Source organism: Streptomyces chattanoogensis (assembly GCF_001294335.1).
GTDB lineage: Bacteria > Actinomycetota > Actinomycetes > Streptomycetales > Streptomycetaceae > Streptomyces > Streptomyces chattanoogensis.
Window position 1 is genome coordinate 22,431 of the sequence record NZ_LGKG01000024.1, and the last position, 25,883, is coordinate 48,313.

Genomic DNA, 25,883 nt, shown 5'->3' on the forward strand with positions numbered 1-25,883 from the left:
ATCCAAGATCTGGACAGCGACTCCGGTATGTGAGACGGCTGACCGGAGTGCGGACAGTGGAGCAGGTGCAGGACCCCGCGCGTCCCCCGCCCCTACGGCTGGGTCAGATAGCGCTGGAGTGTCGGCGCGACCATCGCGATGATCTCCTCGAGGTCCGCGGACGCCATCGGCTCCATCTTGACGACGTAACGGAGCATCGCGATGCCGATCAGATGGCTCGCGGCCAGCTGGGCGCGGAACTCCGGGTCGGGGACGTGCAGTTCGCCCGCCACCCGCTGGAGGAGGCGGCGCTCGACCAGGCCGCGCAGCACGGTGGCCGCGGTGTCGTTGGTCAGGGCCGAGCGCATGATCGCCAGCAGCGGGGGCCGGCTGACCGGGTTCTCCCAGATGCCGAAAACGAAGCGGGCCATCCGCTCGCCCGCCCCGGCCTCCGCGCCGCCCGCGATGGCGTCCGGCATGGTCAGCGCGGGGGTGAAGGACAGCTCGATGGCCGCCGCGAAGACCTGCTCCTTGGTGCCGAAGTAGTGGTGCACCAGGGCGGCGTCCACGCCGGCGGCCTTGGCGATACCGCGGACCGAGGTCTTGTCGTAGCCGCGCTCGGCGAATTCCGTACGGGCCGCGGCGAGGATCCGTTCGCGGGCGCCGGGGCCTTCGGCGGCCTCGGCGCGGGCCGGGCGGCCCCGGCGGCGGGCGGCGGGCCGGGACGGCTCGCCCGTCACGACCCCGGCACCCAGGTCGGCGAGGCCAGATGCAGCCGGGTGAAGGCCAGCGCCTCGGCGAGGTCGGCCTCGCGTTCGGCGGCGGACATCGCCCGGCGGGTATTGACCTCGACGACGACATGGCCGGCGAAGCCGGTGGCCGCCAGCCGCTCCAGCACATCGGCGCAGGGCTGGCTGCCGCGCCCCGGCACCAGGTGCTCGTCCTTGGCGGAGCCGTTGCCGTCGGCCAGATGGACATGCGCCAGCCGGTCGCCCATCCGCGCGACCATCTCCAGCGCGTCATTGCGCGCGGTGGCGGTGTGCGACAGGTCGACGGTGAAGTGGCGGTAGTCGTCGTTGGTGGGGTCCCAGTCCGGGGCGTACGCCAGCATCTCGCGGTCGCGGTAGCGCCACGGATACATGTTCTCGACGGCGAACTTCACATCGGTCTCGTTCTCCATGCGCCACACCCCGCGGACGAACTCGCGGGCGTAGTTGCGCTGCCACCGGAAAGGCGGGTGCACCACCACCGTCGAGGCGCCCAGCTTCTCCGCGGCGTTGCGGGCCCGCTGGAGCTTGACCCAGGGGTCCGTGGACCACACCCGCTGGGTGATCAGCAGACACGGAGCGTGCACGGCCAGCACCGGCACCCCGTGGTAGTCCGACAGCCGGCGCAGCGCCTCGATGTCCTGGCTGACCGGGTCGGTCCACACCATGACCTCGACGCCGTCGTAGCCCAGCCGCGCGGCGATCTCGAAGGCCGTCGCCGTCGACTCCGGATACACCGAGGCCGTGGACAGGGCGACCTTCGCATCGGGGATGCGCACCACTGGCTCTGTCACGAGGGACAGCGTACGGGCCGGGGCTGGGCACCGGGCAGGAGGTCCGGGATGCCGCGTTCCGCGTCAGACGGCCGCCGACGGGGGCGGCAGATGGTCCAGCCGCCGCAGGATGACGCCCTCGCGCAGCGCCCACGGACAGATGTCCAGGGTCTCGACGCCGAACAGGTCCATCGCCGCCTCCGCGACCAGCGCCCCGGCCAGCAGCTGCTTGGAGCGTCCCTCGGACACACCGGGCAGCACGGCCCGCTCCGCCGCGGTCATCGTGGCCAGCCGCGGGACCCACTCCTCGAGTTTTTTACGGGTCAGCTCCCGCTGGACGTACAGGCCCTCGGCGCTCCGCGCGGCGCCTGCGATCCGGGCCAGCTGCTTGAAGGTCTTGGAGGTGCCGACGATGTGGTCGGGCGTTCCGTAGCGGGTGAATTCGTGCACCACACGGGCGATCTCGGCGCGTACGCGGCGGCGCAGCGCCCGGACGTCCTCCGGGTCGGGCGGGTCCCCCGGCAGATCGCCGGTGGTCAGCCGGCCCGCGCCCAGCGGCAGGGAGGCGGCCGCGTCCGGGTCCTCGTCGAGGCCGTACGCGATCTCCAGCGAGCCGCCGCCGATGTCGAGGACCAGCAGCCGGCCCGCGGACCAGCCCAGCCAGCGGCGGGCGGCCAGGAAGGTGAGCCGCGCCTCGTCCTGGCCGGAGAGCACCCGCAGGTCGACGCCGGTCTGCTCGGCGACCCGGCGCAGCACGTCCTCGCTGTTGGTGGCCTCGCGGACGGCGGAGGTGGCGAACGGGAGCACGTCCTCGACGCCCTTGTCCTCGGCCACCTGGAGCGCTTCCAGGACGGTGGCGACCAGCCGCTCCACCCCGTGGTCACTTATGGCACCGGACTCGTCAAGGAGTTCGGCAAGGCGCAGCTCCGCCTTGTGCGAGTAGGCGGGCAGCGGGCGTGCGCCGGGGTGTGCGTCCACCACGAGGAAGTGGACGGTGTTGGAACCCACATCGAGGACACCGAGTCTCATACGGGGAAACCTACTGCCGTGACGGGTGTGACTTGTCAGCCGCCTTACGCTGGGGTCGTGGCTAAGACGAAAAAGGCGAAGAAGACGAAGCAGCCCAAGCAGGGCGTGGCGGCCGGGGCGACGCCCGACGAGGTCGGCCTCGACTTCGCCCGCGCCTGGGTCACCTTCCCCGACCCGGGCGACGACGAACAGCTCTTCCGCTGCGATCTGACCTGGCTGACCTCGCGCTGGACCTGCATCTTCGGCAGCGGCTGCCAGGGTATCCAGGCGGGCCGCGCGGACGACGGGTGCTGCACGCTCGGCGCGCACTTCTCGGACGAGGAGGACGAGGAGCGGGTCGCCGGGCATGTGGCGCGTCTCACGCCCGAGCTGTGGCAGTTCCACGACGTCGGCACGCGGACCGGCTGGACCGAGGAGGACGAGGACGGCGAGCGGCAGACCCGTCGCTGGCAGGGCTCGTGCATCTTCCAGAACCGCCCCGGCTTCGCGGGCGGCGCGGGCTGCTCGCTGCACATCCTCGCGCTGCGTGAGGGCCGCGAACCGCTGGAGACCAAGCCGGACGTCTGCTGGCAGCTGCCGGTGCGGCGCACGTACGAGTGGATCGACCGGCCGGACGACACCCAGATCCTGCAGGTCACGATCGGCGAGTACGACCGGCGCGGCTGGGGGCCGGGCGGCCATGACCTGCACTGGTGGTGCACGTCGGCGACCTCGGCGCACGGCGCGGGCGAGCCGGTCTACGTCACGTACCGGCCGGAGCTGACCGAGCTGATGGGCAAGAAGGGCTACGCCAAGCTCGCCGAACTGTGCGAGGAGCGGCTGGCGGCGACGCTGCCGATGGCACCGCATCCGGCGGACCCGAGGCCGGCGGAGCCCAAGGAATCCAAGAAGTCCAAGGACGCCAAGGAATCCAAGAAGTAGCGCAGCCGGGCGCCGCCCGTCGGGCTAGCGGGCCGGGCTGGTGGTGCTGGACGGCTGCGGGGGTGCGGCCGTCGGCGGGGCCGTGGGACTCGGGGTCGGCGTGGGGTCCGTGGGCGTCGGCGTCGGACGGGGCGGGGTCGGGTCGGTCGGGGTGGGCTCGGTCGGCTTCGGCTTCGGCTTCGGGTGTGCGGGCGGCGGGTCGCTCGGGCCCGGGTCCGGGTCGGGCACGCCGTAGCCCTCGAGCGTGACGGCGGTGCCGCCGGGCCCGATCGCGATCCTGGTCGTCCAAGGGCCCTCGGGCTCCCGGTCGTGATCGACAGAGACCGTGATCGTGAGGGACTCGCCCGGCCGCAGCACCCCGGCCGTCCGGCTCACCTGGATCCAGGGCGCACCGGCCGACGCCGTCCAGCGCACCGGGGACCCGCCGGAGGCGCTGAGCATGATGACCGTCGTCCCGCCGCTCGGCTGCGCCGCGACCGTCAGTCGGCCGGGGCCGGAGTGCTCCCGGCCGGGCGGGGCCGGCCGGGGCGGGGCGCCGTCCGCGCCGACCACCTGGGCCGACACCTCGGATGCCGCGCCGGGCGAGTAGGCCGGGTCCGGGGTCGTGCGGGCGTTGCCGGCGTTCTCGTAGCGGCCGCCGAGCCGTCCACCGTCGCCGTCCCGCTCGTTGGCCGTCACCGCGGGGGTGCCGTCCGTCGTCTGCTCGGCCGGCGGGTCCTGGCGGTACGCGGCCCATACGGCCAGCACCGGCGCGGCGAGTACGGTCGCGACGACGGTGCTGGTCAGCGCGCGGTTGCGCAGCCGGCGGCGGCGGGCGGCCCGGTCGGTGGGGCCCACCGGGAACCCGCTGCGGTCATAGCGGGGTGCGCTGTCGGCATGGCGAGGAGAACCGTTTGCCCCGACGCCCCGGCCGCCGCGTCCCGCACCCGCCGCCACGCCCGCGCCCGGCACGCCCTCCGCGCGCCCCGACCGCGAGCGCCGGGCCGCCGCCATCGCCCCGGCCACCGCCTCGCGCGGCGCGGCGACCAGCGGCAGCGTGCCCGGGGCCGCGGGCGCGGTGCCCGGCCAGGGCCCCGCGGCGGTGGCCCGCTCCGCCGTCCGCCGGCACTCGGCGCAGTCGTCCACATGCCGCACCAGCTCCCGGCGGAGCGCCGCGCCCAGCAGTACCCGGGTGTCCCCCGCCAGTTGCTCGACATCGGGACACCCGCCGCGTTCGACGACGGCCAGCGCGGCCCGGGTCCGCTCGACCTCGCAGCGGGCGGCGGCCAGCACGGCTCGGGTGGCGGCCGGTTCGACGCCGAGCACCGCCGCGACCTCGCCCGCCGGGAGGTGGTGGCGCACCGAGAGCTCCAGCGCCTCGCGCTGTTCGGGGGTCGTCCCGGCGGCCTCCGGCCAGGCCAGCGCGGCCAGTTCGCGCTGCCGCGCCTCGGCATCGGTGGCACCAGGGGCACCGGGGACGTCGGGGGCTTCAGGGGCGACGGCGCCGTCCGCCGCCGTGCCGGGTCCGCTCCGTTCGGCGAGCCTGCGCAGACAGGCCCACCGGGCCAGGGCGTAGAGCCAGGGGCGGTAGAGGTCCGGGCCGGACGGGCGGCGGTGGTGATGGCGTTCGGCGAGCGCCAGCGTCTCGCCGAGCACCGCGGTGGCCGCGTCGTGCTCGCACAGGACGGACAGGCAGTAGGTGAACAGCCCGTCCAGATAGGCGTCGTAGCGGTCCCGGCCGGAGCGGTCCCGGCTCCCGCGGTCCGGTCCGTCGGGGCGCGCCGCGGCGCTGCGCGACCGGTGTGCGCCGGTGGTGTGCCTGGGGTGCTCGGGCCTGCTGCTCATCACCCGGCGACGGTAGGCGGATGATGCAGCCGCACTCGCTCCCCTTGGGCACTTTTAACCCTTACGGGTGACCTTCTCCCTCAAAGGGGTACACCATCCCCTGTCCCGCCCACCCGGTCGGCCCAACCGGAGACGACGGTCCGGATTGTCGGTGGCCGCCGATACGGTGACCTCATGGCAACCCGTAAAACGTCGGCCAAGGAGCGCCCCTCCTACCGTTGCACCGAGTGCGGCTGGACCACCGCGAAGTGGCTCGGCCGCTGCCCCGAGTGCCAGGCGTGGGGCACGGTCGAGGAGTTCGGCGGCGCCCCCGCGGTGCGCACCACCGCGCCCGGCCGGGTCACCACCGCCGCGGTGCCCATCGCCCAGGTCGACGGCAGACAGGCCGCCGCCCGCTCGACGTACGTCCCCGAGCTGGACCGCGTCCTCGGCGGCGGGCTGGTCCCCGGCGCGGTCGTCCTCCTGGCGGGCGAGCCGGGCGTCGGCAAGTCCACCCTCCTCCTGGATGTCGCCGCCAAGGCCGCCTCCGACGAACACCGCACGCTGTACGTCACGGGAGAGGAATCCGCGAGCCAGGTACGGCTGCGCGCCGACCGCATCGGCGCCCTCGACGACCACCTCTACCTCGCCGCCGAGACGGACCTCTCCGCCGTCCTCGGCCACCTGGACGCCATCAAGCCCTCCCTCCTCATCCTCGACTCCGTGCAGACCGTCGCCTCGCCCGAGATCGAGGGTGCGCCCGGCGGCATGGCCCAGGTCCGCGAGGTCGCCGGCGCCCTGATCCGCGCGTCCAAGGAGCGCGGGATGTCCACCTTGCTGGTCGGCCATGTCACCAAGGACGGCGCCATCGCCGGCCCGCGGCTCCTCGAGCACCTCGTCGACGTCGTCCTGCACTTCGAGGGCGACCGCCACGCCCGCCTCCGCCTGGTCCGCGGCGTCAAGAACCGCTACGGCACGACGGACGAGGTCGGCTGCTTCGAGCTGCACGACGAGGGGATCACGGGCCTCGCCGACCCCTCCGGCCTCTTCCTGACCCGCCGCGACGAGCCCGTGCCCGGTACGTGCCTGACGGTCACCCTGGAGGGCCGCCGCCCCCTGGTGGCCGAGGTCCAGGCCCTGACCGTCGACTCCCAGATCCCCTCCCCGCGCCGCACGACCTCCGGCCTGGAGACCTCCCGGGTCTCGATGATGCTCGCCGTCCTGGAGCAGCGCGGCCGGATCAGCGCCCTGGGCAAACGGGACATCTACAGCGCGACGGTCGGCGGCGTGAAGCTCACCGAGCCCGCCGCCGACCTCGCCGTGGCCCTCGCCCTGGCCAGCGCCGCCAGCGACACCCCCCTGCCGAAGAACCTCGTCGCCATCGGCGAGGTGGGCCTTGCGGGCGAGGTCAGACGGGTCACGGGCGTCCAGCGGCGCCTCTCGGAAGCGGCCCGGCTCGGCTTCACCCACGCCCTGGTCCCCGCCGACCCCGGCAAGATCCCCGACGGAATGCGGGTCATGGAAGTCGCCGACGTCGGGCAGGCGCTGTCCGTGCTGCCCAAGCGGGTACGCCGGGAGGCCCCGCGGGAAGAGGATGTACGCCGGTAGACTTTGCCCTGGTCTCGCCCGTCACCGCAGCCGTGTGGCCCGCCACGTACGCTCGCTGGTACGTCACCGCGGCCTGGGCCGGGCGGCCGGCGACCGACTTGACCTTGCAACGGAGGAGTGCAGTGGCAGCCAACGACCGGGCATCGGCTCCCAGCAGGTCCGGGAGCTCCGGCACCGATCGCCTGATGCGCGCCTCCCTGAGCGCCGTCGCACCTGGTACGGCCCTGCGTGACGGCCTGGAACGGGTGCTGCGCGGCAATACGGGCGGTCTGATCGTCCTCGGCTGGGACAAGACCGTCGAGTCCATGTGCACCGGCGGCTTCGTCCTCGACGTCGAGTTCACCGCCACCCGTCTGCGCGAACTGTGCAAGCTCGACGGTGCCCTGGTCGTCGACAAGGACCTCACCAAGATCCTCCGGGCCGGCGTCCAGCTCGTCCCCGACGCCTCCATCCCCACCGAGGAGACCGGCACCCGGCACCGCACCGCCCAGCGCGTCTCCATCCAGGCGGGCTTCCCGGTCGTCTCCGTCAGCCAGTCCATGCGTCTGATCGCCCTCTACGTCGACGGCGAACGCCGCGTACTGGAGGAATCCGCCGCCATCCTCTCCCGCGCCAACCAGGCCCTGGCGACCCTCGAGCGCTACAAGCTCCGCCTGGACGAGGTGGCCGGCACCCTCTCCGCCCTGGAGATCGAGGACCTGGTCACCGTCCGCGACGTCACCGCGGTCGCCCAGCGCCTGGAAATGGTGCGCCGTATCGCCACCGAAATCGCCGAGTACGTCGTCGAACTCGGCACCGACGGCCGTCTCCTCGCCCTCCAGCTCGACGAGCTGATCGCGGGCGTCGAGCCGGAACGCGAGCTGGTCGTCCGCGACTATGTGCCCGAACCGACCGCCAAGCGCTCCCGTACGGTCCCCGAGGCGCTCGTCGAGCTGGACTCCCTCACCCACACCGAACTCCTCGAACTCCCCGCCGCGGCCCGCGCACTGGGCTACAGCGGCGCCCCCGAAACCCTCGACTCCGCGGTCTCCCCCCGGGGCTTCCGCCTCCTGGCCAAGGTCCCCCGCCTCCCAGGCACGGTCATCGACCGCCTGGTCGACCACTTCGGCGGCCTCCAGAAACTCCTGGCCGCCAGCGTCGACGACCTCCAGGCCGTCGACGGCGTCGGCGAGGCCCGCGCCCGCTCCGTCCGCGAGGGGCTGTCGCGGCTGGCGGAGTCGTCGATCCTGGAGCGGTACGTCTAGCGGGGCGCCGTACGGGGGGATACGGCCGTCGTCTTTTCCGCCGGACCCTCGCCATGGTGGTTGCGCGCCGTGGCGGCGGGCTTCTTTTCCGCCTGGCGGCGGGGGTTTGTGGGACGGGCGGCGTCGCTGGTTCCGCCGAACCCTCGCCGTGCGAGTTGACCGCCGTAGCGGCGGATTGGCCTTCGCCTCGCGGCGGGTGCTTGCGAGGCGGCCGTCGCCGCGGCGCAGGTCCGGCGGTGCCGGCGGCCGTCGTCACCCCGACGTGCGGCCCAGCCCCAGCGCAGCGGCCTCCTTCTCCGTCGGGAGGCCCACCGCCGGCCGGTCCGGGCGCTGGGGGGCCGTGCCGCCGAGGGAGCGAAGCCAGGACCAGGTGTCGGTGACGGTCTCGTCGATGGGACGGCAGCGGAGGCCGGTTGCCAGGGCCTTGCTGACATCGGGGCCGTAGATCGCGTCCCGCAGTTCGCCGGGGGCCAGCCAGACCGGGAGTTCGGTCCACGGTTCGATGCCGGCGGCGAGCACCTCCTCGGGCGCGGTCCACCGCAGCCCGGCGTCCGAGCCCGTGACCCGGACGCAGCTCTCCAGCAGCTCGCCCATCGTCGCCTGCCCCAGCTCGCTGACCAGGTTGTACGCGCCGCCGAGCCCGTCCCGTACGGCATCCAGCGTCCACTCGGCCAGGTCCCGGGCATCGATGTACTGCAGCGGCATCTCGCGCGGCCCCGGCGCCAGGACCGGTCCCCCGCGGGCGATCCGGTTCAGCCACCACGGCAGTCGGCCGATGTTCTCGTACGGGCCGAGGATCAGCCCCGCCCGCACCAGCAGCGCCCGGTCCCCGAAGGCATCGGCCGCGGCCAGCTCGCCGCCGCGCTTGGCCGCCGCGTAGTCGTCGGCGTCGGTGGCGTCGGGCGAAGCCGCCACCACCGGGGACCGCTCGGTGAGCCGCTCCGTGGGCGGGAAGGCATACACCGAACCGCTGGAGATGTACGCGTACCGTCCGGCCCGCCCCGCCAGCAGCCGCGCCGTGTCCCGTACGGCCGACGGCGCGCCGCTCCAGGTGTCGACGACGGCGTCCCATTCCCCGTCCGCCAGGGCGCCGAGCCCGTCGTCGGCCAGGCGGTCGCCGTGGAGGGCCGTCACCCCCTCCGGCGGCTCGTGGCGGCCGCGGTGAAACACCGTCACCTGCCAGTCACGGGCCAGCGCGGCCTCGGCAACCGCCCGCCCCACGAACTCCGTACCACCCAGAATCAGCAGCTTCATGGACTTCATTGATTTCATTGACGTCATGGAACTGACTGTGTCCTACAGGCATGACTGGGGCCGCCGTCCTCGCTCTCAGCGGAATCCCGGGGGAAGGAAGGGAGGGGAGTAAGGAGGGAAGCAGGAAGGGGAGTTGGGGACTGGCCCCGTACCTTCAGCCCTTGGCCGTTCAGTCCTTGGCGAGGACGAACTTGGCCTCCGCCGGGTCCAGCCCCGGCACCTTCGCCTCGACGACATACGTCCCGGCCGGCACCGCGGCAGCACTCGGTGTCGCGCACTGCGGGGCGCTGGCCCGGCGGTCCCACTCGATGGTGCGTTCCACGGAGCCCTTCGCCGGGACCTTCAGGAGGGCCGGGCCGGTGCCTGCGGGGCAGTCGTTGGAGGCCCACACCCGGTCGTCGCCCGCGGTGTCCTTGATCGTCAGCACCGCGGCCTTACGGCCCAGGTCGACCTTGCAGGCGGAACCCGCGGAATTCCGGACCGCCAGCTCGAACCGCGGCTTCTCGCCCGGCTTGTAGGACTTCTTGATGCTGCGCAGCGTCAACTCGGCGCCGTCGGTGGTGCAGTTGAGGAGGGGGGAACCGGCCGGTACGGCCTTGGCGCCCGATCCCTGGCCGATGGGGCCGCCGGAGGCGCCCGTACCCCCCGCACCGCCGTCGCCGTCGTCCGCCCCGGACCCGCCGTCCGAGCCCGACTCGCCGCCACCTGATCCGCCGCGCCCGCCCGGCTTTTGAGTGATCGCCGGCCCGCTGCCGGAGGGACCCGGCGTGATGGACGTGGCCGGCCCCGATCCGTGCGCCTTCCCCTTGCCGTCCTTGGTGCCGGTCTCCTCGGTGTCCCCGCCCAGGCTGAGGGCCCACGCCACCACCAGGGCGAGCAGCACGACGATGGCCAGCGCAACGGCCCTCCGCCGCCAGTAGATGGAGGAGGGAAGCGGCCCGATCGGATTGCGCAGTGATCCCACGGGAAAACTCTACGAGAGATCGGTGCGCGGACCGGCCAGTACCCGCCGCATCAGGCTGCAACTTTTCCCATCATCGGCCCGCAGTACGCCCGTCGGGCGGCCGATGCGTGGCGCTGCCGCCCGATCCGGCCGCGATCACCCCGAATGTGCCGCGGGCCGGTGCCACTCCTCCTTGTGTCCGAACCCCTGGCCGTTGTCGATCAGCCGCAGCCAGTCGGGACGCAGCTCCCACAGCGTCGTCCGCTCCAGGGCCCCGCGCAGCCGCTCGCTCTCCGCGACGAAGGGGAAGCGTGCGAGGTAGGCCCGCCAGCCGGCCGCCCGCTCGGCGTCTCCCAGCGGCCGGCAGCGGCCCCGGCCCTGAAGCCCCGTCAGGGTGCTCCACTCCTGGCCGTCGCGCTGCGCGGTGAAGGCCACCCGCGCGCCACCGGGCCCGCCGCCGGCGAGGGCCCGGCCGTGCCGGGTGGTGGCCGAGGTGACGAAGTACAGGAGGGGACCGTCCGCCACCGCGTACAGCACCGCGGCCGCCTGCGGCCCGTCCTCGTCCGCGTACGCCAGGGTCATCGTCGTGTGTGCGGCGAGCGCCCGCCGGATCGCCGCGGGGCATGCACTGTCCGTCATTCCGGCATCCTCCCGTACGGCTCGCGCGCCGCCCCATGCACGGGCCCCCGGCACGGCTGCACGGGCCCCCGGCACGGCTCGGACATCGCCTTCGTGCGAGGGCCCCGTACGGCGGCGCGTACCGCCGGTAGCGGCCACCCGTACGTACCCGGTCGTCCCGCGTGCGGGTGGGCGCGGGCGGCGCGGGGCCGGTGCGTTTCTTGGGCGGGCGCGGGCGTGCCAGGATCGGTGGTGCCATGACTTCGACGCCTGCGACATCCACTGCCATGACCGCCGCCGCCGAGACCGCCTCCGCCGCTCCGGCCGCGGAGGCCGCCGACGGGACCGCGCTGCACGGTCCGGTCACCGACTGGTTCGACGAGCACGCCCGTGATCTGCCCTGGCGCCGCCCCGAGGCGGGTGCCTGGGGCGTGATGGTCAGCGAGTTCATGCTGCAGCAGACGCCGGTCAGCCGTGTGCTGCCGGTGTACGAGCAGTGGCTGACCCGCTGGCCGCGCCCCGCCAACCTGGCCGCCGAGGCGCCGGGCGAGGCCGTGCGCGCCTGGGGCCGCCTCGGCTATCCGCGGCGCGCGCTGCGGCTGCACGCCGCCGCGTCCGCCATACAGGAGCGGCACGGCGGTGACGTACCGCGCGAGCACGGCCAGTTGCTGGCGCTGCCCGGCGTCGGCGAGTACACCGCCGCGGCCGTGGCGTCGTTCGCCTACGGGCAGCGGCACGCGGTGCTGGACACCAATGTGCGCCGGGTCTTCGCGCGCGCCGTCACCGGCCGCCAGTACCCGCCGAACGCCACCACGGCCGCCGAGCGCAAGCTGGCCCGCGCCCTGCTGCCGCAGGACGAGCAGCTGGCGGCACGCTGGGCGGCGGCCACGATGGAGCTGGGCGCGTTGGTGTGCACGGCGCGCGGGCCGGAGTGCCACCGCTGTCCGATCGCGGCGCAGTGCGCCTGGCAGCTGGCCGGGGCGCCGGCGCACGAGGGTCCGCCGCGGCGCACCCAGACGTACGCCGGTACCGACCGCCAGGTGCGCGGCAAGCTGCTGGCCGTACTGCGGGAGGCCGTCGCGCCGGTGCCGCAGCAGGTGCTGGACGCGGTGTGGGACGAGCCGGTGCAGCGGGCGCGTGCGCTGGACGGGCTGGTCTCGGACGGGCTGGTGGAGCCGCTGGGCGGTGGCCGGTACCGGCTGCCGCACGCATAGCGGCCACAGAACCGGAAATATGGCTGGAATGGGCCCAACCTCGGCTCGATGGTGACCCTCTAGAGGGGTGTACACCGCCGGGGAAGGGCCCATCGGCCTTTCGAGGGGGGCCTCATCCCTCTGGAGGATGACCCACACCGTCCCGCCGTCCGCCCAAGGTATGACCCCCGGCGGGCTGTTACACAACCGCAGGTTTTCCGTGCATTCGCTGTGGGGCCGACGCACATTGCGTCGCAACACCCCCTCCGTAGCTTCTTCCTCGTGCTGGAGACGACCACCGGCACGGACAACGTGGGGAACGCAAGCGGATCGGAGGCGTCGGAAATGGCGACCAGCGGCGGCAAGGTACTGGACTTCGAAGAGTATGTGCGTACGCGGCAGGAGGCCCTGCTGCGCAGCGCCCGGCGGCTGGTGCCGGACCCGGTCGACGCCCAGGACCTGCTGCAGACGGCCCTGGTCCGCACCTACGGCCGCTGGGACGGCATCGCGGACAAGTCGCTGGCCGACGCCTACCTCCGCCGCGTCATGATCAACACCCGTACGGAGTGGTGGCGCGCCCGGAAGCTGGAAGAGGTGCCCACCGAGCAGCTCCCGGACGCGAGCGTCGACGACGGCTCCGAGCAGCGCGCCGACCGGGCCCTGCTGATGGACATCCTCGGGGTGCTGGCGCCCAAGCAGCGCAGCGTCGTGGTCCTGCGGCACTGGGAGCAGATGAGCACGGAGGAGACCGCGGCGGCGCTGGGCATGTCCACCGGAACGGTCAAGAGCACCCTGCACCGGGCGCTCGCCCGGCTGCGCCAGGAGCTGGAGAACCGCGACATAGACGCCCGGATGCTGGAGCGCGACGAGCGGGACCGGGAGCGGTGCGCGGCCTGACCTGCCGTCCGGGCCCTCTGGAGGGCATGCTTACGGCACGCGCGGTACGGTTCACCGCTGCCCGCGCGACAATCACCAGCACGGGCAGTGACAGCACGGGCACCAGCAGCACAGTCACCACGAACACAGGCAACACCAGCACAGGCAACACCAGCACCACACGAGCAGCGGCGGGACCGGCGGCTGTGCGAGCGGCACGGTGGGCAGGAGCGGATTGTCCAGGAACAGGTTGACCGGCGGGTTGACCAGAGGCGGCGCGGCCACGGCGGGGGTGGCCGCCGTCGGCCTTTTGCTGGCCGGATGCAATCCTGGCGGCGAGGGCGTACGGCCCGAGGGGTCGGCCACCGGCACCCCCTCGCCCAAGGGCGCCCTGAGCGCCTCCCCCTCACCGGCCACGACCGCCGGCAGCAAGAAGGTCCCCGGGGTCAAGCTGCTGGTCAAGCAGCTGAAGGACGACCCCACGGTCGGCGCCGAGGTGAAGAAAACCCTGGCCAAGCCGTGCTCGGGGAACGAATACCCCGTCGATGCGAGCCCTGCCAGGCTGACCGGCAGCGGCTCCCCCGACGTCATCGTCAACGTCATGACCTGCGCGGATTCCACCGGCATCGGCGCCTATGTGTTCCGCAAGCGCGACAGCGGCGACTATGCGACCGTGTACCGCAATGAGCTGCCGCTGGTCTTCGCCGGGGACAACGACGGCGAGCTCGAGGTCACACAGCAGACGTACGACGCCGATGACGACGTGTGCTGCCCTTCGGGTGAAGATGTACGCGAGTACCGCTGGTCGAAGGACCGCTTCACCGAGTACAAACGCTTTCACCGCAGCTACAGCAAAGCCACCGACGACAGCTCCGCGCCGCCCGACGGCACGGACCCGGAGGGTTGAGACAACCGCATGGCCGAGACCCATGTGCTCTTCGTCGAGGACGACGACGTCATCCGCGAGGCCACCCAGCTCGCACTGGAGCGGGACGGCTTCGTGGTCACCGCCATGCCCGACGGGCTCGCGGGCCTGGAGGCCTTCCGCGCCAACCGCCCCGACATCGCCCTGCTGGATGTGATGGTGCCGGGCCTCGACGGCGTCAGCCTGTGCCGCCGCATCCGCGACGAGTCCACCGTCCCCGTGATCATGCTCTCCGCGCGCGCCGACTCCATCGATGTGGTGCTCGGCCTGGAGGCCGGTGCCGACGACTACGTCACCAAGCCGTTCGACGGCGCGGTCCTGGTCGCCCGGATCCGCGCCGTACTGCGCCGTTTCGGCCACGCCAGCGGCCCCGACCGCAACGGCGGAGGCGCGGCGGAGGCGGACGCCCCCGCCGAGGCCGTCCTGCGCTTCGGCGATCTCGAGGTCGACACCGAGGGCATGGAGGTCCGCAAGGGCGGCGAGCCCGTCGCGCTGACCCCGACCGAGATGCGTCTGCTGCTCGAGTTCTCCGACGCCCCCGGTACGGTCCTCTCGCGCGACCGCCTCCTGGAGCGGGTCTGGGACTACGGCTGGGGCGGCGACACCCGCGTCGTCGACGTCCACGTCCAGCGGCTGCGCGGCAAGATCGGCCAGGACCGGATCGAGACGGTCCGCGGCTTCGGCTACAAGCTGAGAGGCTGACCCCGCCGGTGGTGAGGCTGGCCCTGCGGACGGGTCTGAGATGGAAGGTCAGTGCGGCGATCGCGCTCGTGGGAGCGCTGATGGCGGTCGCGCTGAGCCTCGTCGTACACAATGCGGCCCGCCACTCCATGCTCGAGAGCAACCGGGACGTCCAGGTCGAGCGCCTCGCCATCACCCTGAAGATCTTCGCGCAGTCGAACCGTCTCCAGTTCGGTGCCAAGATCGACGACCCGTCGCTGCCCAAGCCCCTCAAGGACGAGATCGCCGAGGGCGAGCAGGCCACGTACGTCCAGGACAACGGGGACAACGCGCCGGAGGTGTGGGCCGCCACCCCCCTCGGCGACGGCCGGGTGCTCTCCCTCCACGACCCCTTCCTCGACCGGTTCGCCGTCCTGGACGACACGGACCAGGCGCTGCTGTTCGGCTTCGCCGGGGTGGTGCTCGCCGGCAGCGCGGTGGGCGTCCTGGTCGGCGGGCGGCTGTCCAAGCGGCTGCGCAAGGCCGCCGCCGCCGCGGGCAAGCTGGCCGAGGGCGATACGGCGGTCCGGATCCGCGACGAGGTCGGCGGCCGGGTCCGCGACGAGACAGACGATCTGGCCTGGGCCGTGGACGCCATGTCCGACGCCCTCCAGCAGCGCATCGAGGCCGAACGCCGGGTCACCGCCGATATCGCCCATGAGCTGCGCACCCCGGTGACCGGCCTGCTCACCGCCGCCGAGCTCCTGCCCCCCGGCCGCCCCTCCGAACTCGTCCGGGACCGGGCCCAGGCCCTGCGCACCCTCGTCGAGGACGTTCTGGAGGTCGCCCGCCTCGACGGCTACGCCGAACGCGCCGAGCTCCAGGACGTCGCCCTCGGTGAATTCGTCAGCCGCCGCGTCCGCTCCCTCAACCAGGACGTGACGGTCGAGGTCGTACGGGACGCGGACGTCACCACCGACCCGCGCCGCCTGGAACGCATCCTCGGCAACCTGATCGCCAACGCGGCCCGGCACGGCAAGCCGCCCATCGAGGTGACGGTGGAGGGCCGGGTCCTGCGGGTCCGCGACCACGGCCCCGGCTTCCCCGAGCACCTCCTGCGCGAGGGCCCCAGCCGCTTCCGCACCGGCAGCACCGACCGCGCCGGCCGCGGCCACGGCCTCGGCCTGACCATCGCGGCCGGCCAGGCGCGGGTCCTGGGCGCCCGGCTCACCTTCCGCAACGCGGACGAGCTGACGGACGGCTCCACGGGCGCGGTCTCGGTCCTCTGGCTGCCGGAGAACGCACCGACGAACACCGGCAGCTTCCCCGTCATCCAGCTGCCGGACCGCTGACCGTTCACAACTTCCCCAGCTGCTCCTCGCTGGGCAGCTGGGACACCGGCGTCAGATCCGACGTGTTCTCTCCCCCCTGATAGAACACGACGAGACGGGTCCCTTTGCGCAGCACCGACACCCTCATCAGGTGATACGCGGACGAGCTGTCGGAGGCCATCTCCAGGGTGTACCCGGCGCGCTCCCCCGGCACATTGCCGTCCCCGGCCGTCACCTCATTCACCTTGGTCTCGTCATTGACGAGGGTCGCATTGGGGTCGAGCGTGAAGGACGAACAGGTGGACAGGGCGCCGATGACCTTGTCCACGACCCCCTTCGCTGCCCCCTCATCGGCGTATCCGCGCAGGCCCATGCGTACGCTCCAGTTGCGCGACGTCGAGTCGAGACGGCGCACCTGGCCGAAGCGGGTGGGTTTCGGCAGCTCGGCCGGTTTGCGGTTCAGCACGTCCACCAGCGGGCGGCATTCCGCGGACCGCGTCGCCCCGTCGGTCAGGGCGGAGTAGACGGGCTTGCCGTTGTTCGTGACGGCCTCCACGGTCCACGGAATCGCCGCTCCGGCCAGGTCCTTGGTGGTGACGGCCGACTCCTCCAGTCCCTGTACGGAATCCCCGGACGACTCACCACCCGCTATCAGCTGTATCCCGCCGTAGACGACGAGCGCGACGGCCAGGACCAGCGCCAGGGCGATGGCCGCCGCGGTCAGCCGTCCGGACCGGTTGTTGGTGATGTGCAGCGGCCCGAGGGCAATCTGATTCCCCTTCAGCCTGCTGCCCGTGATCATCATGCTGCCGCTCACCGACGCCGCCGACGAGGGCGGACCGGCCAGCGCCGCCTTCAGCGCGCCGGCGAACTCCGGCACCGACAGCTCGGCATCGAGCACCGAGCGGACGGCGGCCGCCGCGCCGGGGTCGTCGGGCGCGCCGTCCAGCCGGGCCAGCGCGTCGCGGCCGGCCTCCGTTCCCCGCAGCCGCTCGCGCGCGAGACCGGCGGCGGTCTGCGCCGCCACCGTGCCGATGCCGGTACCCGCCCCCGTGGCGAGGCCGACAAGGACCTCCATCACCTTCCCCGCAAGATCCCCGTTTGATGCATCCATGCCAGAGGTTGTCTCCTGTACGGATTGTAACGAAACACGCACGGCGTTTCGTCACGCGGCGTAGCGTTGGCGTCACGGGGTTGCACCGGGCAACCTGCAAGCGGCGGTGGTGAGTTACGCCTCCTCGAAAAGATCCCGACGCGTCGGCGAGCGTGCCGTGCTTCTACGGCGCGGAGTTGCGCCACCAGAGAGAACAAGCGGGGCTCACGCTTGAGCAGCTAGTGGAAGGCAGCTTCCGCGGCATCTCGTACCTCAGCCAGATTGAGCGGGGCGAGCGGGGAATGCCGATGGATCTGGCCGTCCACTGCGACACAGTGCTGAAGACAGACGGCTTCTTCCAGCGCCACTGCGAAGCGGCGGCGAAGGCGCGGCGGGCCGGGCATCCGGAGTACTTCGCGGACATCCCCGACCTGGAGAAATCCGCGGCCACAATTGAGGACTGGGCGCCGTTCATTGTCCCGGGTCTGATGCAGACCGAGGCGTACGCCCGGAAGATCGCGCAGAGCGCAGCGTTGTGGGCACCGCCTGAGATCGTCGAGAAGCGAGTCTGCGCAAGGTTGGCGCGCGCCGCTTTCTGGAAGCGTGAGGACCGCGCGACGTACTGGGGGATCCTCGCCGAGTCACTGCTTCGTAAGCCGATTCTCCCGCCGGAGGACATGGCCGAGCAGCTGGAGCACATCGCCGAACTGATCCGGACCACACAGTGCGTTGTGCAGATCCTGCCGGAAACGGAGACCTGTCACTCGCTCATGATGGGGGTGCTCAAGATCATGACCTTCCCGGAGGCCCCACCGGTGGCCTGGACCGAGGGCTGTCACAGCGGCCAGATCATCGACTATCCGCCGCTCGTGAAGGACTACCGAAGCTCGTACGATCTGCTCAGGGCCGCCGCACTGTCCCCCAGGGCGTCCCTGGCCATGATCGAGGAAGCGGCAAGGGGCTACAGCGATGAAGCACAGCAAGGAAGTTGACCTGAGCTCTGCAACCTGGCGCAAGAGCAGCTACAGCAACGGCGAAGGCGCCGAATGCATCGAGGTCCGCGACGACCTCCCCGGCCTCGTCCCCGTCCGCGACAGCAAGGACCCGTACGGCCCGGCGCTCGTCTTCCCGGCCGCCGGGTGGGCGTCCTTCGTCGCGGCCGTCAAACACGGCCAACTGAACGGCGCCTGAACCGCGTTGCCCCGCCGAACCATTCGGCGGGGCAACCTGCTCAGAACGGGGCACAAGGGCTCCGTCCGCCTGACAAGATCGCCTCCATGTCGAACACTTCATCGTTCACGTATGCGCAAGTGGGCGCGATCCTGCACGACATCGGCATGGTGTCCGAGGAGAAGCTGCGCAGCGTCCTGGAAGAGGCCGCCGACTACGCGCACGACGAGGTGGACCAGTACGAGGCGGCCGACGCCCTCGAGGAATTCGGCGTGGCGGTCTCGGTCCACGCCGACAGCATCGACTCCATCTACTCCGACTACGCGGTCCTGCTGGAAGAGGCCTCCGAAGTCGCCGGCAACAAAGTCGCCATCACCAACGTCCGGCTCATCGCGGGCGAAGGCGGCTTCGACGGCTTCATGGGCGACCGGTTCGACACGCTGAAGTTCGAACGCGACGGAAAGCTCGTGACCATCGGCGTCGAGCACTTCTCGGACCGCCACTACAACCCCGGGGCGGCCTGCCGAGCCATCGCGGAGACAGCCGCTGACGACGACCCCCGCTCATGGCACGAGATCGTCTTCGAACCCCACGACGGCGACACCTTCGTGGTCCTCGCCACGCCCGAGCAGAAGGAAGCGCTGCGCGAGCGTCTGGGTTTCCGGTACCTCTCCGACCCGGAGTTTGGGGACCCCGGCCCCGAATGACCAGCGGCCCCCGCAATCGCGAGGGCCGCTGGTCACACGCCGAGCCGCAACCATCGGTCAGACGGCGGCCGGCTCTGCCACCGGCGCTGCGCCCGCACCCTCGTCCGACTTGGGGGCCGAAGGCCCACCCCGCAGCGGGACCTCCTTCAGGAACCACGCCGCCGCGAAGCCGATGATGCTGATCGCCGCGCCCCACAGGAAGACCTGGTGGCTGCCGTTGGCCACCGCGTGCGCATAGGCGTCCCGGACGACCGGCGGCAGCTCGGGCAGGCGCTTCGGGTCCATCTGGGCGCCGCCGCCGCTGATCTTCGCACCGGCCGCCGCGCCGAGCCGCTCGACCATCGTCGACTTCACCTGGTTGGTGAAGATCGCGCCGAGGATCGCGACGCCGAACGAGCCGCCGATCGTACGGAAGAGGGTGGCGGAGGACGAGCCGACGCCCATGTCCCTCATCTCGACGCTGTTCTGCGCTATCAGCATCGTGGTCTGCATCAGGAAGCCCATACCGGCGCCCAGCACCACCATGTACAGGCTGGAGGTGAGCCGGGTCGTCTCCGTGTCCATCAGCGAGAGCAGCGCCAGCCCGATGGTGAGCACCGCACTGCCGCCGACGACGAAGAACTTGTACTTGCCGGTCTGGGTGGTCACCCGGCCCGCGATCAGCGACACCACGAGCAGGCCGCCCATCAGCGGCAGAAGCAGCAGACCGGAGTTGGTCGCCGAGGCCCCCTGCACGGTCTGCTGGAACAGCGGCAGGAAGGTCATCGACCCGAACATCACAAAGCCGACCAGGAAGCCGATTACGGTGATCAGCGAGAAGTTGCCGTTACGGAAGATGCGCAGCGGCAGCACCGGCTCGCTGACCTTGCGCTCCACCAGCACGAAGAGCACCAGCGCGATCACGCCGCCCGCGCCCAGGCCCAGGATCTGCGGCGAGGTCCAGTCGTACTCGGTCCCGCCCCAGGTGGTGAGCAGCACCAGGGCGGTGATGCCGATGGTGAGCAGCGCGGAGCCGATGTAGTCGATCCGGGCCTGCGACCGCTTCTTCGGCAGATGCAGAACGGCGGTGACCATGATCAGCGCGACCGCGCCGAGCGGCAGGTTGATGTAGAAGGTCCAGCGCCAGCCGAGGTGGTCGGTGATCGTGCCGCCGACCAGCGGGCCGCCGACCATCGCGACGGCCATGACGCCGGCCATCATGCCCTGGTACTTGCCGCGCTCCCGCGGCGGAATCAGATCGCCCATGATGGCCATGACGCCGACCATCAGACCGCCCGCGCCCAGGCCCTGCACCGCGCGGAAGGCAATCAGCTGCCCCATGTCCTGGGCCATGCCGGACAGCGCGGAGCCGATCAGGAAGAGCACGATGGACGTAAGGAAGACGCCCTTGCGTCCGTACATGTCGCCGAGCTTGCCCCAGATCGGGGTCGACGCGGCGGTGGCGAGCGTGTACGCGGTGACCACCCAGGACAGGTGCTCCATCCCGCCCAGCTCGCCGACGATCGTGGGCATGGCCGTACCCACGATCATGTTGTCCAGCATCGCGAGCAGCATCGTGATCATCAGCGCGAAGAGCACCACCCGCACGCTGGCGGACTGCTTCCCCCCGTCCGCCCCGCCGGCTGTTTCCGCCGTTCTGTCCCCCGTTGGGGCCGCTTTCTGCGACATCCCCGTCCTCACTCCCGTATTCCTACTTACTTGCCGCCCGGCTAGTTCTGTACAGTACGGCAAGGTAGGCGGCTAACTAGCCGGGCGTCAAGTAAGTTTCCGCGGCGCCCGCCGGGGCAGCCCTCAGGCAGCCTTCCGACCAGCACCGACTACGCAGCATCACGCGGCATGACTCGCGTCACGCCGCACTACGCTCTCTACGCGGCACCCGCAGCAACCACGCAGGAGAACACCATGAGCACACCGCACCCGCGCCGGGGGAACACCCGCCAGCGCATTCAGGACGTCGCTCTGGAGCTGTTCTCCGAGCGGGGCTACGAGAAGACCTCGCTGCGCGAGATCGCCGAAAAGCTCGAGGTCACGAAGGCGGCGCTCTACTACCACTTCAAGACCAAGGAAGACATCGTCATCAGCCTGTTCCAGGACCTGGCCAAGCCCTGCGACGAGCTGATCGCCTGGGCCGAGGAGCAGCCGCGCACCCTGGAGACCAAGCTGGAGGTGATCCGCCGCTACAACGAGGCGCTGCGCTCGGCCGAGCCGCTGTTCCGCTTCATGCAGGAGAACCAGGCCGCGGTGCGCGATCTGAGCATCGGCGAGACCTTCAAGGCACGCATGCTGGCCCTCTTCGGCCTCCTCAGGGAGCCCGACACGGAGCTCTCGGACCAGGTGCGCTGCATCACGGCGCTGTTCTCCATGCACGCGGGCATGTTCGCGATGCAGAACCTTGAAGGCGACCCCGAGGAGAAGCGCAAGGCCATCCTCGAGGTCGCCACAGAACTGGTCACGGCGGCCAACCCGCCGAGCCGCCGGCCAGTCCGGCCGGATTCAGCTCAGACGGCGTCGCCGTGAGCCCGCAGGAATCCGGTCGGCTCGATGCCCGTCCCGTAGTCGGGGCCGGTGCGGACCTCGAAGTGCAGGTGGGGGCCGGTGGAGTTACCGGTGCTGCCGGAGAGGCCGATCTGCTGGCCCGTGCCGACCTGCTGGCCGACGTGGACCTGGATCTGTGACAGGTGCGCGTACTGGGTGTACATGCCGTTGTCGTGCTTGACGACGATGGCGTTGCCGTACGCCGGGCCGTCACCGCCGCCCCAGGGGCCGGCCTTGACCACGGTGCCCTTGTGGACGGAGTGGACCTGGGTGCCGGTCGGCACGACGAAGTCCTGACCACTGTGGTTGTGCGACCAGTGGCTGCCGGCCAGACCGAAGGTCGACCCCAGGACGTACTTCTCGACCGGCTTGACCCAGGCGTTGGCCTTCTTGGCCGCGTCCTTCTTGGCCTTCGCGGCGGCGGCCTTGGTCTTCGCGGCGGCGGCCTTGGCGTCCTTGGCGGCCTTGGCCTGCGCAGCGGCCTGCGCGCTGACCGTGGAGCCGACGTTCGAGGCGAGGCTCGTCAGGTTCGGGCCGGCGGCGGCGTTGGCGATACCGGCGCCCGCCGCGACGGCGACACCGAGGCCACCGGCAACGACGGCCACGCGGTTGCGCAGAACGGTCTTCTTGGCGGAGTTCGAGTTCTTCGCATTGCGTATGGCGGTGAACTTGGACATGCGGGTTTTTCCTCCAGAGATCTGGAATCCGGAATGGATTGCCGTAATCGGCGAGATTCGCTTTCCCGGCTGCGGACCGGGTTGGCCATTCCTTGGTAACCCGCATTCGGCGCACCGCCAAGGGACGCTTTCTACTACCGGCCGCCGTATTCGGGCCGGTGTAATTCACGTCATTGCAGGGGCGGCGAAACCTGCCGTCCGGCGCCCGACCCGGCACCTCCACACACCGCCTGACCTGGCATTTTCATCAAACCCCGGGGGCGCCTCCGGCCCTCCGCCCCGTACGGCACAACCCCACCCCGAAGCCCGATAACGCCCCTAATTCTTCTAGTAGGGCGCAAATACCGTGTGCGCCATGTCACCGCCCCATAAGACCCGGCGCCTTATTTGTGACCTGGCTTACGTGAGCTGGATTACCCGCCGGACCGGTGCCGGGCCGGGAAATAGTGAAATGGGCCACCTGTCCGCCGCCCGGCGCGTAGCCTGGCTCCGACGACATCAGCCGCCACGGGGGAGGCCGCCCGCACGATGGAAGCGTCAGCAGTGGGGATACGACTCGCCTCGGGCGTGGTCGCGCCGCTCGTGAAGAAGCTGTTCGTCAAGGAGGGGCCGGGCGCCGGGCTGGTCTCCGGGCCGGTGCGGATATCCGGCCTGGTGTCCTTCAAGGGCGAGAAGCGCACCCTCACCGACAAGGACCTGCACCACGTCGCGGCCGAACTGGTCAGCCGGGCCGTGCGGTCCGCCCGCCCCGGCGAGCGGCCCTGCCCCGAGGACGAGGAAACCGCCGTGGCCGACGCCCTGGCCACCACCCTGAGCGGCCTCGGCGACCTCGCCATGGACGACGTACAGGCCGTCTTACTCGGCCACAGCGCCCTCGCCGAGCGCCTGACGGCCGCCGCCCCGCACGCCACCCGCGGCCTGACCCGCGACGCCGAGCTGATGCACCACACCCTGCTCGCCACGGCCTGCCTGCACATCGTGCACTTCTTCACCCAGCGGTCGACGTTCGTGGCCCGCACCCTCATCCAGCAGAGCCGCACCCTGGACAGCGTCATCACCAAGATCGACACCTACCTCGAGGTGCATCCGTCCCAGCGGACCGCCGACGCCGCCTTCGAGCGCGGCTATCTCGACTACATCGCGCGCAAGCACAGCCGGCTGACCATCTACGGCATCGATCTCGCCCATTCACCGGACCGGTGGCCGCTGGACTCGGCGTATCTGAGCCTGGGGGCGACGAGTCAGCGTCGCGATGTGGTGATCAACTCCACCGGGCAGGTCATGGTGCCGGCGCCCGCTTCCCCGCAACGCGCCGACCAGGCCCTCGCCGACTTCGCCCGCGTTCTGCTGCGCGGCGTCGCGGGCTCCGGCAAGAGCACCCTCATCCAGTGGCTGGCCGTCTCCTGCACCAAGGGCCCCACCGACACCCCCCTCCCCCACCTCTACGGCCGCGTCCCCTTCGTCCTCCCCCTGCGCACCCTCACCCGCTCGGGCGCCGCCCTGCCCACCCCCGACCGCTTTCTGTCCGCGGTCGGCTGCCCGGTCTCCGGCGCCCAGCCCGACGGCTGGGCCGAGCGCGTACTGTCCTGCGGCCGCGGCCTGCTCCTGATCGACGGCCTGGACGAGATCCCCGAACGCGAACGCCGGGCCGCCCGCCGGTGGCTGCGCGATCTGCTGGACGCCTTCCCCGACAACCTGTGGCTGGTCACCACCCGGCCCTCCGCCGTACACGAGGACTGGCTCGCCGCCGACGGCTTCGACGAGCTGACGCTGACGCCGATGGGGCGGGCGGAGGTGGCCGCGTTCATCGGCCGGTGGCATGCGGCGGCGCGCGTCGATGCCGAGGACGTCGAACGGCTCGATGCGTACGAGCAGTCGCTGCTGTCCGCGGTCCGCACCAAGCAGGACCTCGGGCGGCTGGCCACCAACCCCCTGATGTGCGGGCTGATCTGCGCGCTGCACCGTGACCGGCGCGGCTATCTCCCGCACGGGCGCAAGGAGTTGTACGACGCGGCGCTCAGCATGCTGCTCTCACGGCGCGACCGCGAGCGGGACATGGGGGCGCCGACGGGCATCGAACTGTCCGATGAGCCGCAGGTTCAGCTCTTGCAACGGCTCGCGTACTGGCTGATCCGTAACGGGCGCACGGAGCTGGCCCGCGAACGGGCGGAGATGATCATCGCGGAGGCGCTGCCGGCCGTACCCGCGGCGGCCTCCCAGGGCGACGCCGCGGCCGTCTTCCGGCATCTGCTGCTGCGCAGCGGGTTGCTGCTGGAACCGTCACCCGGCTCGGTCCATTTCATCCACCGGACGTTTCAGGACTACCTGGGGGCCAGGGCGGCCGTCGAGGAGGGCGACTTCGGGCTGCTCACGCGGTATGCGGTGGACGCCCAGTTCGAGGACGTGATCCGGATGGCGGTGGCACACGCCCGGCCGCGCGAACGGGCCGAGATCTTACGGGGGTTGATCGCACACGGGGACGGCATTCGGAGTGACCGTACCCGGCTGCGGGTCCATCTGCTGGCGATGGCTTGTCTGGAGCATGCGACGGAGCTGGATCCGGGGGTGCGGGAGGAGGTGCAGGCACGTGCACGGGCGATCCTGCCGCCGCGCAGCCAAGAGGAGTCGACGCTGCTCGCCGAGGTGGGCCCGATCGTGCTGGAGCTGCTGCCCGGCCCGGAGGAGCTGGAGGAGGACGAGGCGCGCGAGGTGGTGGCCACCGCCGCGCTCATCGGCTCGGACGCCGCCTTGGAAGTACTGAAGGGCTTCCGGGCACATCCCGAGTTCAACGTGCAATACAGACTCGCCTCGTACTGGCAGTTTTTTGACACCGAACGCTACGCGCAGGAAGTCATTCGGCACCTGGGCGATCACGCGCCCTTCACTGTGCGCAGCCCTGCCGAGCTGCACGCCCTCAAAGCCCTCGGCGGCCGGCCCGTCACCACCGTCATCGGCCCGTTCACCGACCGCCGGCTCCTCGATGAGCTTGACTACCGGCCCATCACCCAGCTGGTGCTCCAGGACAACCACGAGATCAGCAGCCTCGCGTTCCTCCGGGAATTCCCGGCACTGAAGTCACTGACACTCCAGAACTGTCCCGCAATCGACAGCGTCGTCCCCCTCGCGGACCTGCCGTTCCGCTCCCTGTCCGTCAGCGGTGGAGAATCCAGCGGGGTGACCTACCCGCGCGGGCTCAACTGCCTCGGCCACCTCAACTCCCTGTCGCTCCAGGTACCGCTGCCACCGGAAGGCCTGGCGGCCTTCCCTGCACAGGCCCCACTCACTTTCCTCGCTCTCTGGCAGCCGATCGGCACCGATGCCGCTCACCTGGCTTCCTGGCCGCGCCTGAAGTACCTCCAACTACGGCGCCTCTCCGAGACATTCGCCGAGGAAGAGTGGCACGTCCTCACGCACCTCACCGAACTGCAGGAGTTTTCCTTCGGCCTGGACACCGAGGGCGATGCTCTCCGCATTCCCCCTGGCCTTCAGCTGCCCCAGGTGGAGACTCTCAGTCTCCTCAACACGGACAAACGCCCCTCCCGCGAACTGACCCGCATCCTCCGCACCGCACTCCCGGCCTTCCCTCACATCCGCAAGCTCCAGCTCTTCGGCATGACCAACGCCCCCATCGACCTCCCGCCCGTGGACAACCTCCCCCACCTCCAACAGCTCTGCCTCTACAACCTCCGCCCAGAGATCCCCGACTCCCTCCCACCCCAGGTAAAACTCACCCTCCACCCCCGCCCCCGCACGTAACCACCGCTCCTACGGGGACCG

23 protein-coding genes are annotated in these 25,883 nt (G+C 71.4%); 13 read left to right on the plus strand and 10 right to left on the minus strand.

What is annotated here, in order from left to right; all coding sequences use genetic code 11:
- Positions 1-92: 92 nt before the first annotated feature.
- The 3 genes from ADL29_RS05790 to ADL29_RS05800 all read right to left on the minus strand — a co-directional run bounded on the left by ADL29_RS05790 (position 93) and on the right by ADL29_RS05800 (position 2,548).
- Positions 93-719, minus strand: coding sequence for a TetR/AcrR family transcriptional regulator (locus tag ADL29_RS05790; protein WP_053922664.1), 627 nt, complete (start codon positions 717-719; stop codon positions 93-95).
- Positions 716-1,540, minus strand: a complete 825-nt coding sequence (locus tag ADL29_RS05795; RefSeq protein ID WP_179954542.1) for a sugar phosphate isomerase/epimerase family protein — start codon at positions 1,538-1,540, stop codon at positions 716-718. Before ADL29_RS05795 ends, ADL29_RS05790 begins: the two co-directional genes overlap by 4 nt.
- 63 nt (positions 1,541-1,603) lie before the next feature.
- Positions 1,604-2,548, minus strand: coding sequence for a Ppx/GppA family phosphatase (locus tag ADL29_RS05800; protein WP_053922665.1), 945 nt, complete (start codon positions 2,546-2,548; stop codon positions 1,604-1,606).
- Between the two features lie 57 nt (positions 2,549-2,605).
- Here ADL29_RS05800 and ADL29_RS05805 point away from each other — a divergent pair, with 57 nt between their 5' ends.
- The gene (locus tag ADL29_RS05805; protein WP_053922666.1) at positions 2,606-3,469 is read left to right on the plus strand and encodes a DUF3109 family protein; all 864 of its coding nucleotides are present in this window, start codon (positions 2,606-2,608) and stop codon (positions 3,467-3,469) included.
- 24 nt (positions 3,470-3,493) lie between these two features.
- On the opposite strand, the gene ADL29_RS05810 is transcribed toward ADL29_RS05805, so the two are convergent.
- Positions 3,494-5,293 carry a BACON domain-containing protein gene (locus ADL29_RS05810; RefSeq protein ID WP_053922667.1) on the minus strand — a complete coding sequence of 600 codons (1,800 nt, stop codon included), beginning with the start codon at positions 5,291-5,293 and terminating at the stop codon, positions 3,494-3,496.
- A 174-nt stretch (positions 5,294-5,467) separates the two neighbouring features.
- Between ADL29_RS05810 and radA the strand changes: the two genes are divergently transcribed.
- The gene (gene radA / locus ADL29_RS05815; RefSeq protein ID WP_053922668.1) at positions 5,468-6,880 is read left to right on the plus strand and encodes a DNA repair protein RadA; all 1,413 of its coding nucleotides are present in this window, start codon (positions 5,468-5,470) and stop codon (positions 6,878-6,880) included.
- A 122-nt stretch (positions 6,881-7,002) separates the two neighbouring features.
- Positions 7,003-8,124: a DNA integrity scanning diadenylate cyclase DisA gene (disA, locus tag ADL29_RS05820; RefSeq protein ID WP_046926713.1), complete on the plus strand. Its 1,122-nt coding sequence runs from the start codon at positions 7,003-7,005 to the stop codon at positions 8,122-8,124.
- Positions 8,125-8,376: 252 nt separating this feature from the next.
- Here the strand turns inward: disA and ADL29_RS05825 are convergent, their stop codons facing one another.
- The 3 genes from ADL29_RS05825 to ADL29_RS05835 all read right to left on the minus strand — a co-directional run bounded on the left by ADL29_RS05825 (position 8,377) and on the right by ADL29_RS05835 (position 10,960).
- A complete protein-coding gene (locus ADL29_RS05825; protein ID WP_053922796.1) occupies positions 8,377-9,378 on the minus strand; it encodes an NAD-dependent epimerase/dehydratase family protein in 1,002 nt (333 codons plus the stop codon).
- Positions 9,379-9,547: 169 nt separating this feature from the next.
- Positions 9,548-10,342: a hypothetical protein gene (locus tag ADL29_RS05830; RefSeq protein WP_053922669.1), complete on the minus strand. Its 795-nt coding sequence runs from the start codon at positions 10,340-10,342 to the stop codon at positions 9,548-9,550.
- Positions 10,343-10,477: 135 nt separating this feature from the next.
- Complete coding sequence (locus ADL29_RS05835) at positions 10,478-10,960, minus strand: pyridoxamine 5'-phosphate oxidase family protein (protein ID WP_053922670.1); 483 nt, start codon at positions 10,958-10,960, stop codon at positions 10,478-10,480.
- A gap of 236 nt (positions 10,961-11,196) precedes the next feature.
- On the opposite strand from ADL29_RS05835, the gene ADL29_RS05840 reads away from it, so the two are divergent.
- From ADL29_RS05840 to cseC, 5 genes are all read left to right on the plus strand, one after another.
- Entirely contained in the window at positions 11,197-12,153 is a 957-nt protein-coding gene (locus ADL29_RS05840) for an HhH-GPD family protein (RefSeq protein ID WP_046926716.1), read from the plus strand.
- A 324-nt stretch (positions 12,154-12,477) separates the two neighbouring features.
- Positions 12,478-13,029: a SigE family RNA polymerase sigma factor gene (locus ADL29_RS05845; protein WP_053922671.1), complete on the plus strand. Its 552-nt coding sequence runs from the start codon at positions 12,478-12,480 to the stop codon at positions 13,027-13,029.
- 241 nt (positions 13,030-13,270) lie between these two features.
- Positions 13,271-13,915, plus strand: coding sequence for a hypothetical protein (locus tag ADL29_RS05850; protein WP_245689163.1), 645 nt, complete (start codon positions 13,271-13,273; stop codon positions 13,913-13,915).
- 9 nt (positions 13,916-13,924) lie between these two features.
- Entirely contained in the window at positions 13,925-14,635 is a 711-nt protein-coding gene (cseB, locus tag ADL29_RS05855; RefSeq protein ID WP_053922672.1) for a two-component system response regulator CseB, read from the plus strand.
- A gap of 8 nt (positions 14,636-14,643) precedes the next feature.
- Entirely contained in the window at positions 14,644-15,945 is a 1,302-nt protein-coding gene (gene cseC / locus ADL29_RS05860) for a two-component system sensor histidine kinase CseC (RefSeq protein WP_053922673.1), read from the plus strand.
- A 4-nt stretch (positions 15,946-15,949) separates the two neighbouring features.
- Here cseC and ADL29_RS05865 read toward each other — a convergent pair whose 3' ends face one another.
- The gene (locus ADL29_RS05865) at positions 15,950-17,038 is read right to left on the minus strand and encodes a hypothetical protein (RefSeq protein WP_157878400.1); all 1,089 of its coding nucleotides are present in this window, start codon (positions 17,036-17,038) and stop codon (positions 15,950-15,952) included.
- Positions 17,039-17,214: 176 nt separating this feature from the next.
- Here ADL29_RS05865 and ADL29_RS05870 point away from each other — a divergent pair, with 176 nt between their 5' ends.
- The 3 genes from ADL29_RS05870 to ADL29_RS05880 all read left to right on the plus strand — a co-directional run bounded on the left by ADL29_RS05870 (position 17,215) and on the right by ADL29_RS05880 (position 18,894).
- Positions 17,215-18,009, plus strand: coding sequence for a helix-turn-helix domain-containing protein (locus tag ADL29_RS05870; protein WP_245689165.1), 795 nt, complete (start codon positions 17,215-17,217; stop codon positions 18,007-18,009).
- Positions 17,987-18,208, plus strand: a complete 222-nt coding sequence (locus ADL29_RS05875) for a DUF397 domain-containing protein (protein ID WP_053922676.1) — start codon at positions 17,987-17,989, stop codon at positions 18,206-18,208. Before ADL29_RS05870 ends, ADL29_RS05875 begins: the two co-directional genes overlap by 23 nt.
- 86 nt (positions 18,209-18,294) lie before the next feature.
- Complete coding sequence (locus ADL29_RS05880) at positions 18,295-18,894, plus strand: hypothetical protein (RefSeq protein WP_053922677.1); 600 nt, start codon at positions 18,295-18,297, stop codon at positions 18,892-18,894.
- Positions 18,895-18,951: 57 nt separating this feature from the next.
- Here ADL29_RS05880 and ADL29_RS05885 read toward each other — a convergent pair whose 3' ends face one another.
- The gene (locus ADL29_RS05885; RefSeq protein ID WP_078970774.1) at positions 18,952-20,562 is read right to left on the minus strand and encodes an MDR family MFS transporter; all 1,611 of its coding nucleotides are present in this window, start codon (positions 20,560-20,562) and stop codon (positions 18,952-18,954) included.
- Positions 20,563-20,796: 234 nt separating this feature from the next.
- Between ADL29_RS05885 and ADL29_RS05890 the strand changes: the two genes are divergently transcribed.
- The gene (locus ADL29_RS05890; RefSeq protein WP_053922678.1) at positions 20,797-21,411 is read left to right on the plus strand and encodes a TetR/AcrR family transcriptional regulator; all 615 of its coding nucleotides are present in this window, start codon (positions 20,797-20,799) and stop codon (positions 21,409-21,411) included.
- Here the strand turns inward: ADL29_RS05890 and ADL29_RS05895 are convergent.
- Entirely contained in the window at positions 21,393-22,106 is a 714-nt protein-coding gene (locus ADL29_RS05895) for a M23 family metallopeptidase (RefSeq protein ID WP_053922679.1), read from the minus strand. The genes ADL29_RS05890 and ADL29_RS05895 overlap by 19 nt on opposite strands.
- Positions 22,107-22,634: 528 nt before the next feature.
- On the opposite strand from ADL29_RS05895, the gene ADL29_RS05900 reads away from it, so the two are divergent.
- On the plus strand, positions 22,635-25,862 hold the full coding sequence (locus tag ADL29_RS05900; RefSeq protein WP_053922680.1) for an NACHT domain-containing protein: 3,228 nt from the start codon (positions 22,635-22,637) through the stop codon (positions 25,860-25,862).
- The last annotated feature ends 21 nt before the right edge of the window (positions 25,863-25,883 follow it).

What these genes read in the sequence shown, in the direction of transcription:
- ADL29_RS05800 (WP_053922665.1), bottom strand. Translation starts at nt 2,548, where the DNA reads ATGAGACTCGGTGTCCTCGATGTGGGTTCCAACACCGTCCACTTCCTC.
- ADL29_RS05810 (WP_053922667.1), bottom strand. Translation starts at nt 5,293, where the DNA reads ATGAGCAGCAGGCCCGAGCACCCCAGGCACACCACCGGCGCACACCGG.
- radA (WP_053922668.1), top strand. Translation starts at nt 5,468, where the DNA reads ATGGCAACCCGTAAAACGTCGGCCAAGGAGCGCCCCTCCTACCGTTGC.
- ADL29_RS05825 (WP_053922796.1), bottom strand. Translation starts at nt 9,378, where the DNA reads ATGAAGCTGCTGATTCTGGGTGGTACGGAGTTCGTGGGGCGGGCGGTT.
- ADL29_RS05835 (WP_053922670.1), bottom strand. Translation starts at nt 10,960, where the DNA reads ATGACGGACAGTGCATGCCCCGCGGCGATCCGGCGGGCGCTCGCCGCA.
- ADL29_RS05840 (WP_046926716.1), top strand. Translation starts at nt 11,197, where the DNA reads ATGACTTCGACGCCTGCGACATCCACTGCCATGACCGCCGCCGCCGAG.
- ADL29_RS05845 (WP_053922671.1), top strand. Translation starts at nt 12,478, where the DNA reads ATGGCGACCAGCGGCGGCAAGGTACTGGACTTCGAAGAGTATGTGCGT.
- cseB (WP_053922672.1), top strand. Translation starts at nt 13,925, where the DNA reads ATGGCCGAGACCCATGTGCTCTTCGTCGAGGACGACGACGTCATCCGC.
- ADL29_RS05865 (WP_157878400.1), bottom strand. Translation starts at nt 17,038, where the DNA reads ATGGATGCATCAAACGGGGATCTTGCGGGGAAGGTGATGGAGGTCCTT.
- ADL29_RS05875 (WP_053922676.1), top strand. Translation starts at nt 17,987, where the DNA reads ATGAAGCACAGCAAGGAAGTTGACCTGAGCTCTGCAACCTGGCGCAAG.
- ADL29_RS05880 (WP_053922677.1), top strand. Translation starts at nt 18,295, where the DNA reads ATGTCGAACACTTCATCGTTCACGTATGCGCAAGTGGGCGCGATCCTG.
- ADL29_RS05885 (WP_078970774.1), bottom strand. Translation starts at nt 20,562, where the DNA reads ATGTCGCAGAAAGCGGCCCCAACGGGGGACAGAACGGCGGAAACAGCC.
- ADL29_RS05890 (WP_053922678.1), top strand. Translation starts at nt 20,797, where the DNA reads ATGAGCACACCGCACCCGCGCCGGGGGAACACCCGCCAGCGCATTCAG.
- ADL29_RS05895 (WP_053922679.1), bottom strand. Translation starts at nt 22,106, where the DNA reads ATGTCCAAGTTCACCGCCATACGCAATGCGAAGAACTCGAACTCCGCC.
- ADL29_RS05900 (WP_053922680.1), top strand. Translation starts at nt 22,635, where the DNA reads ATGGAAGCGTCAGCAGTGGGGATACGACTCGCCTCGGGCGTGGTCGCG.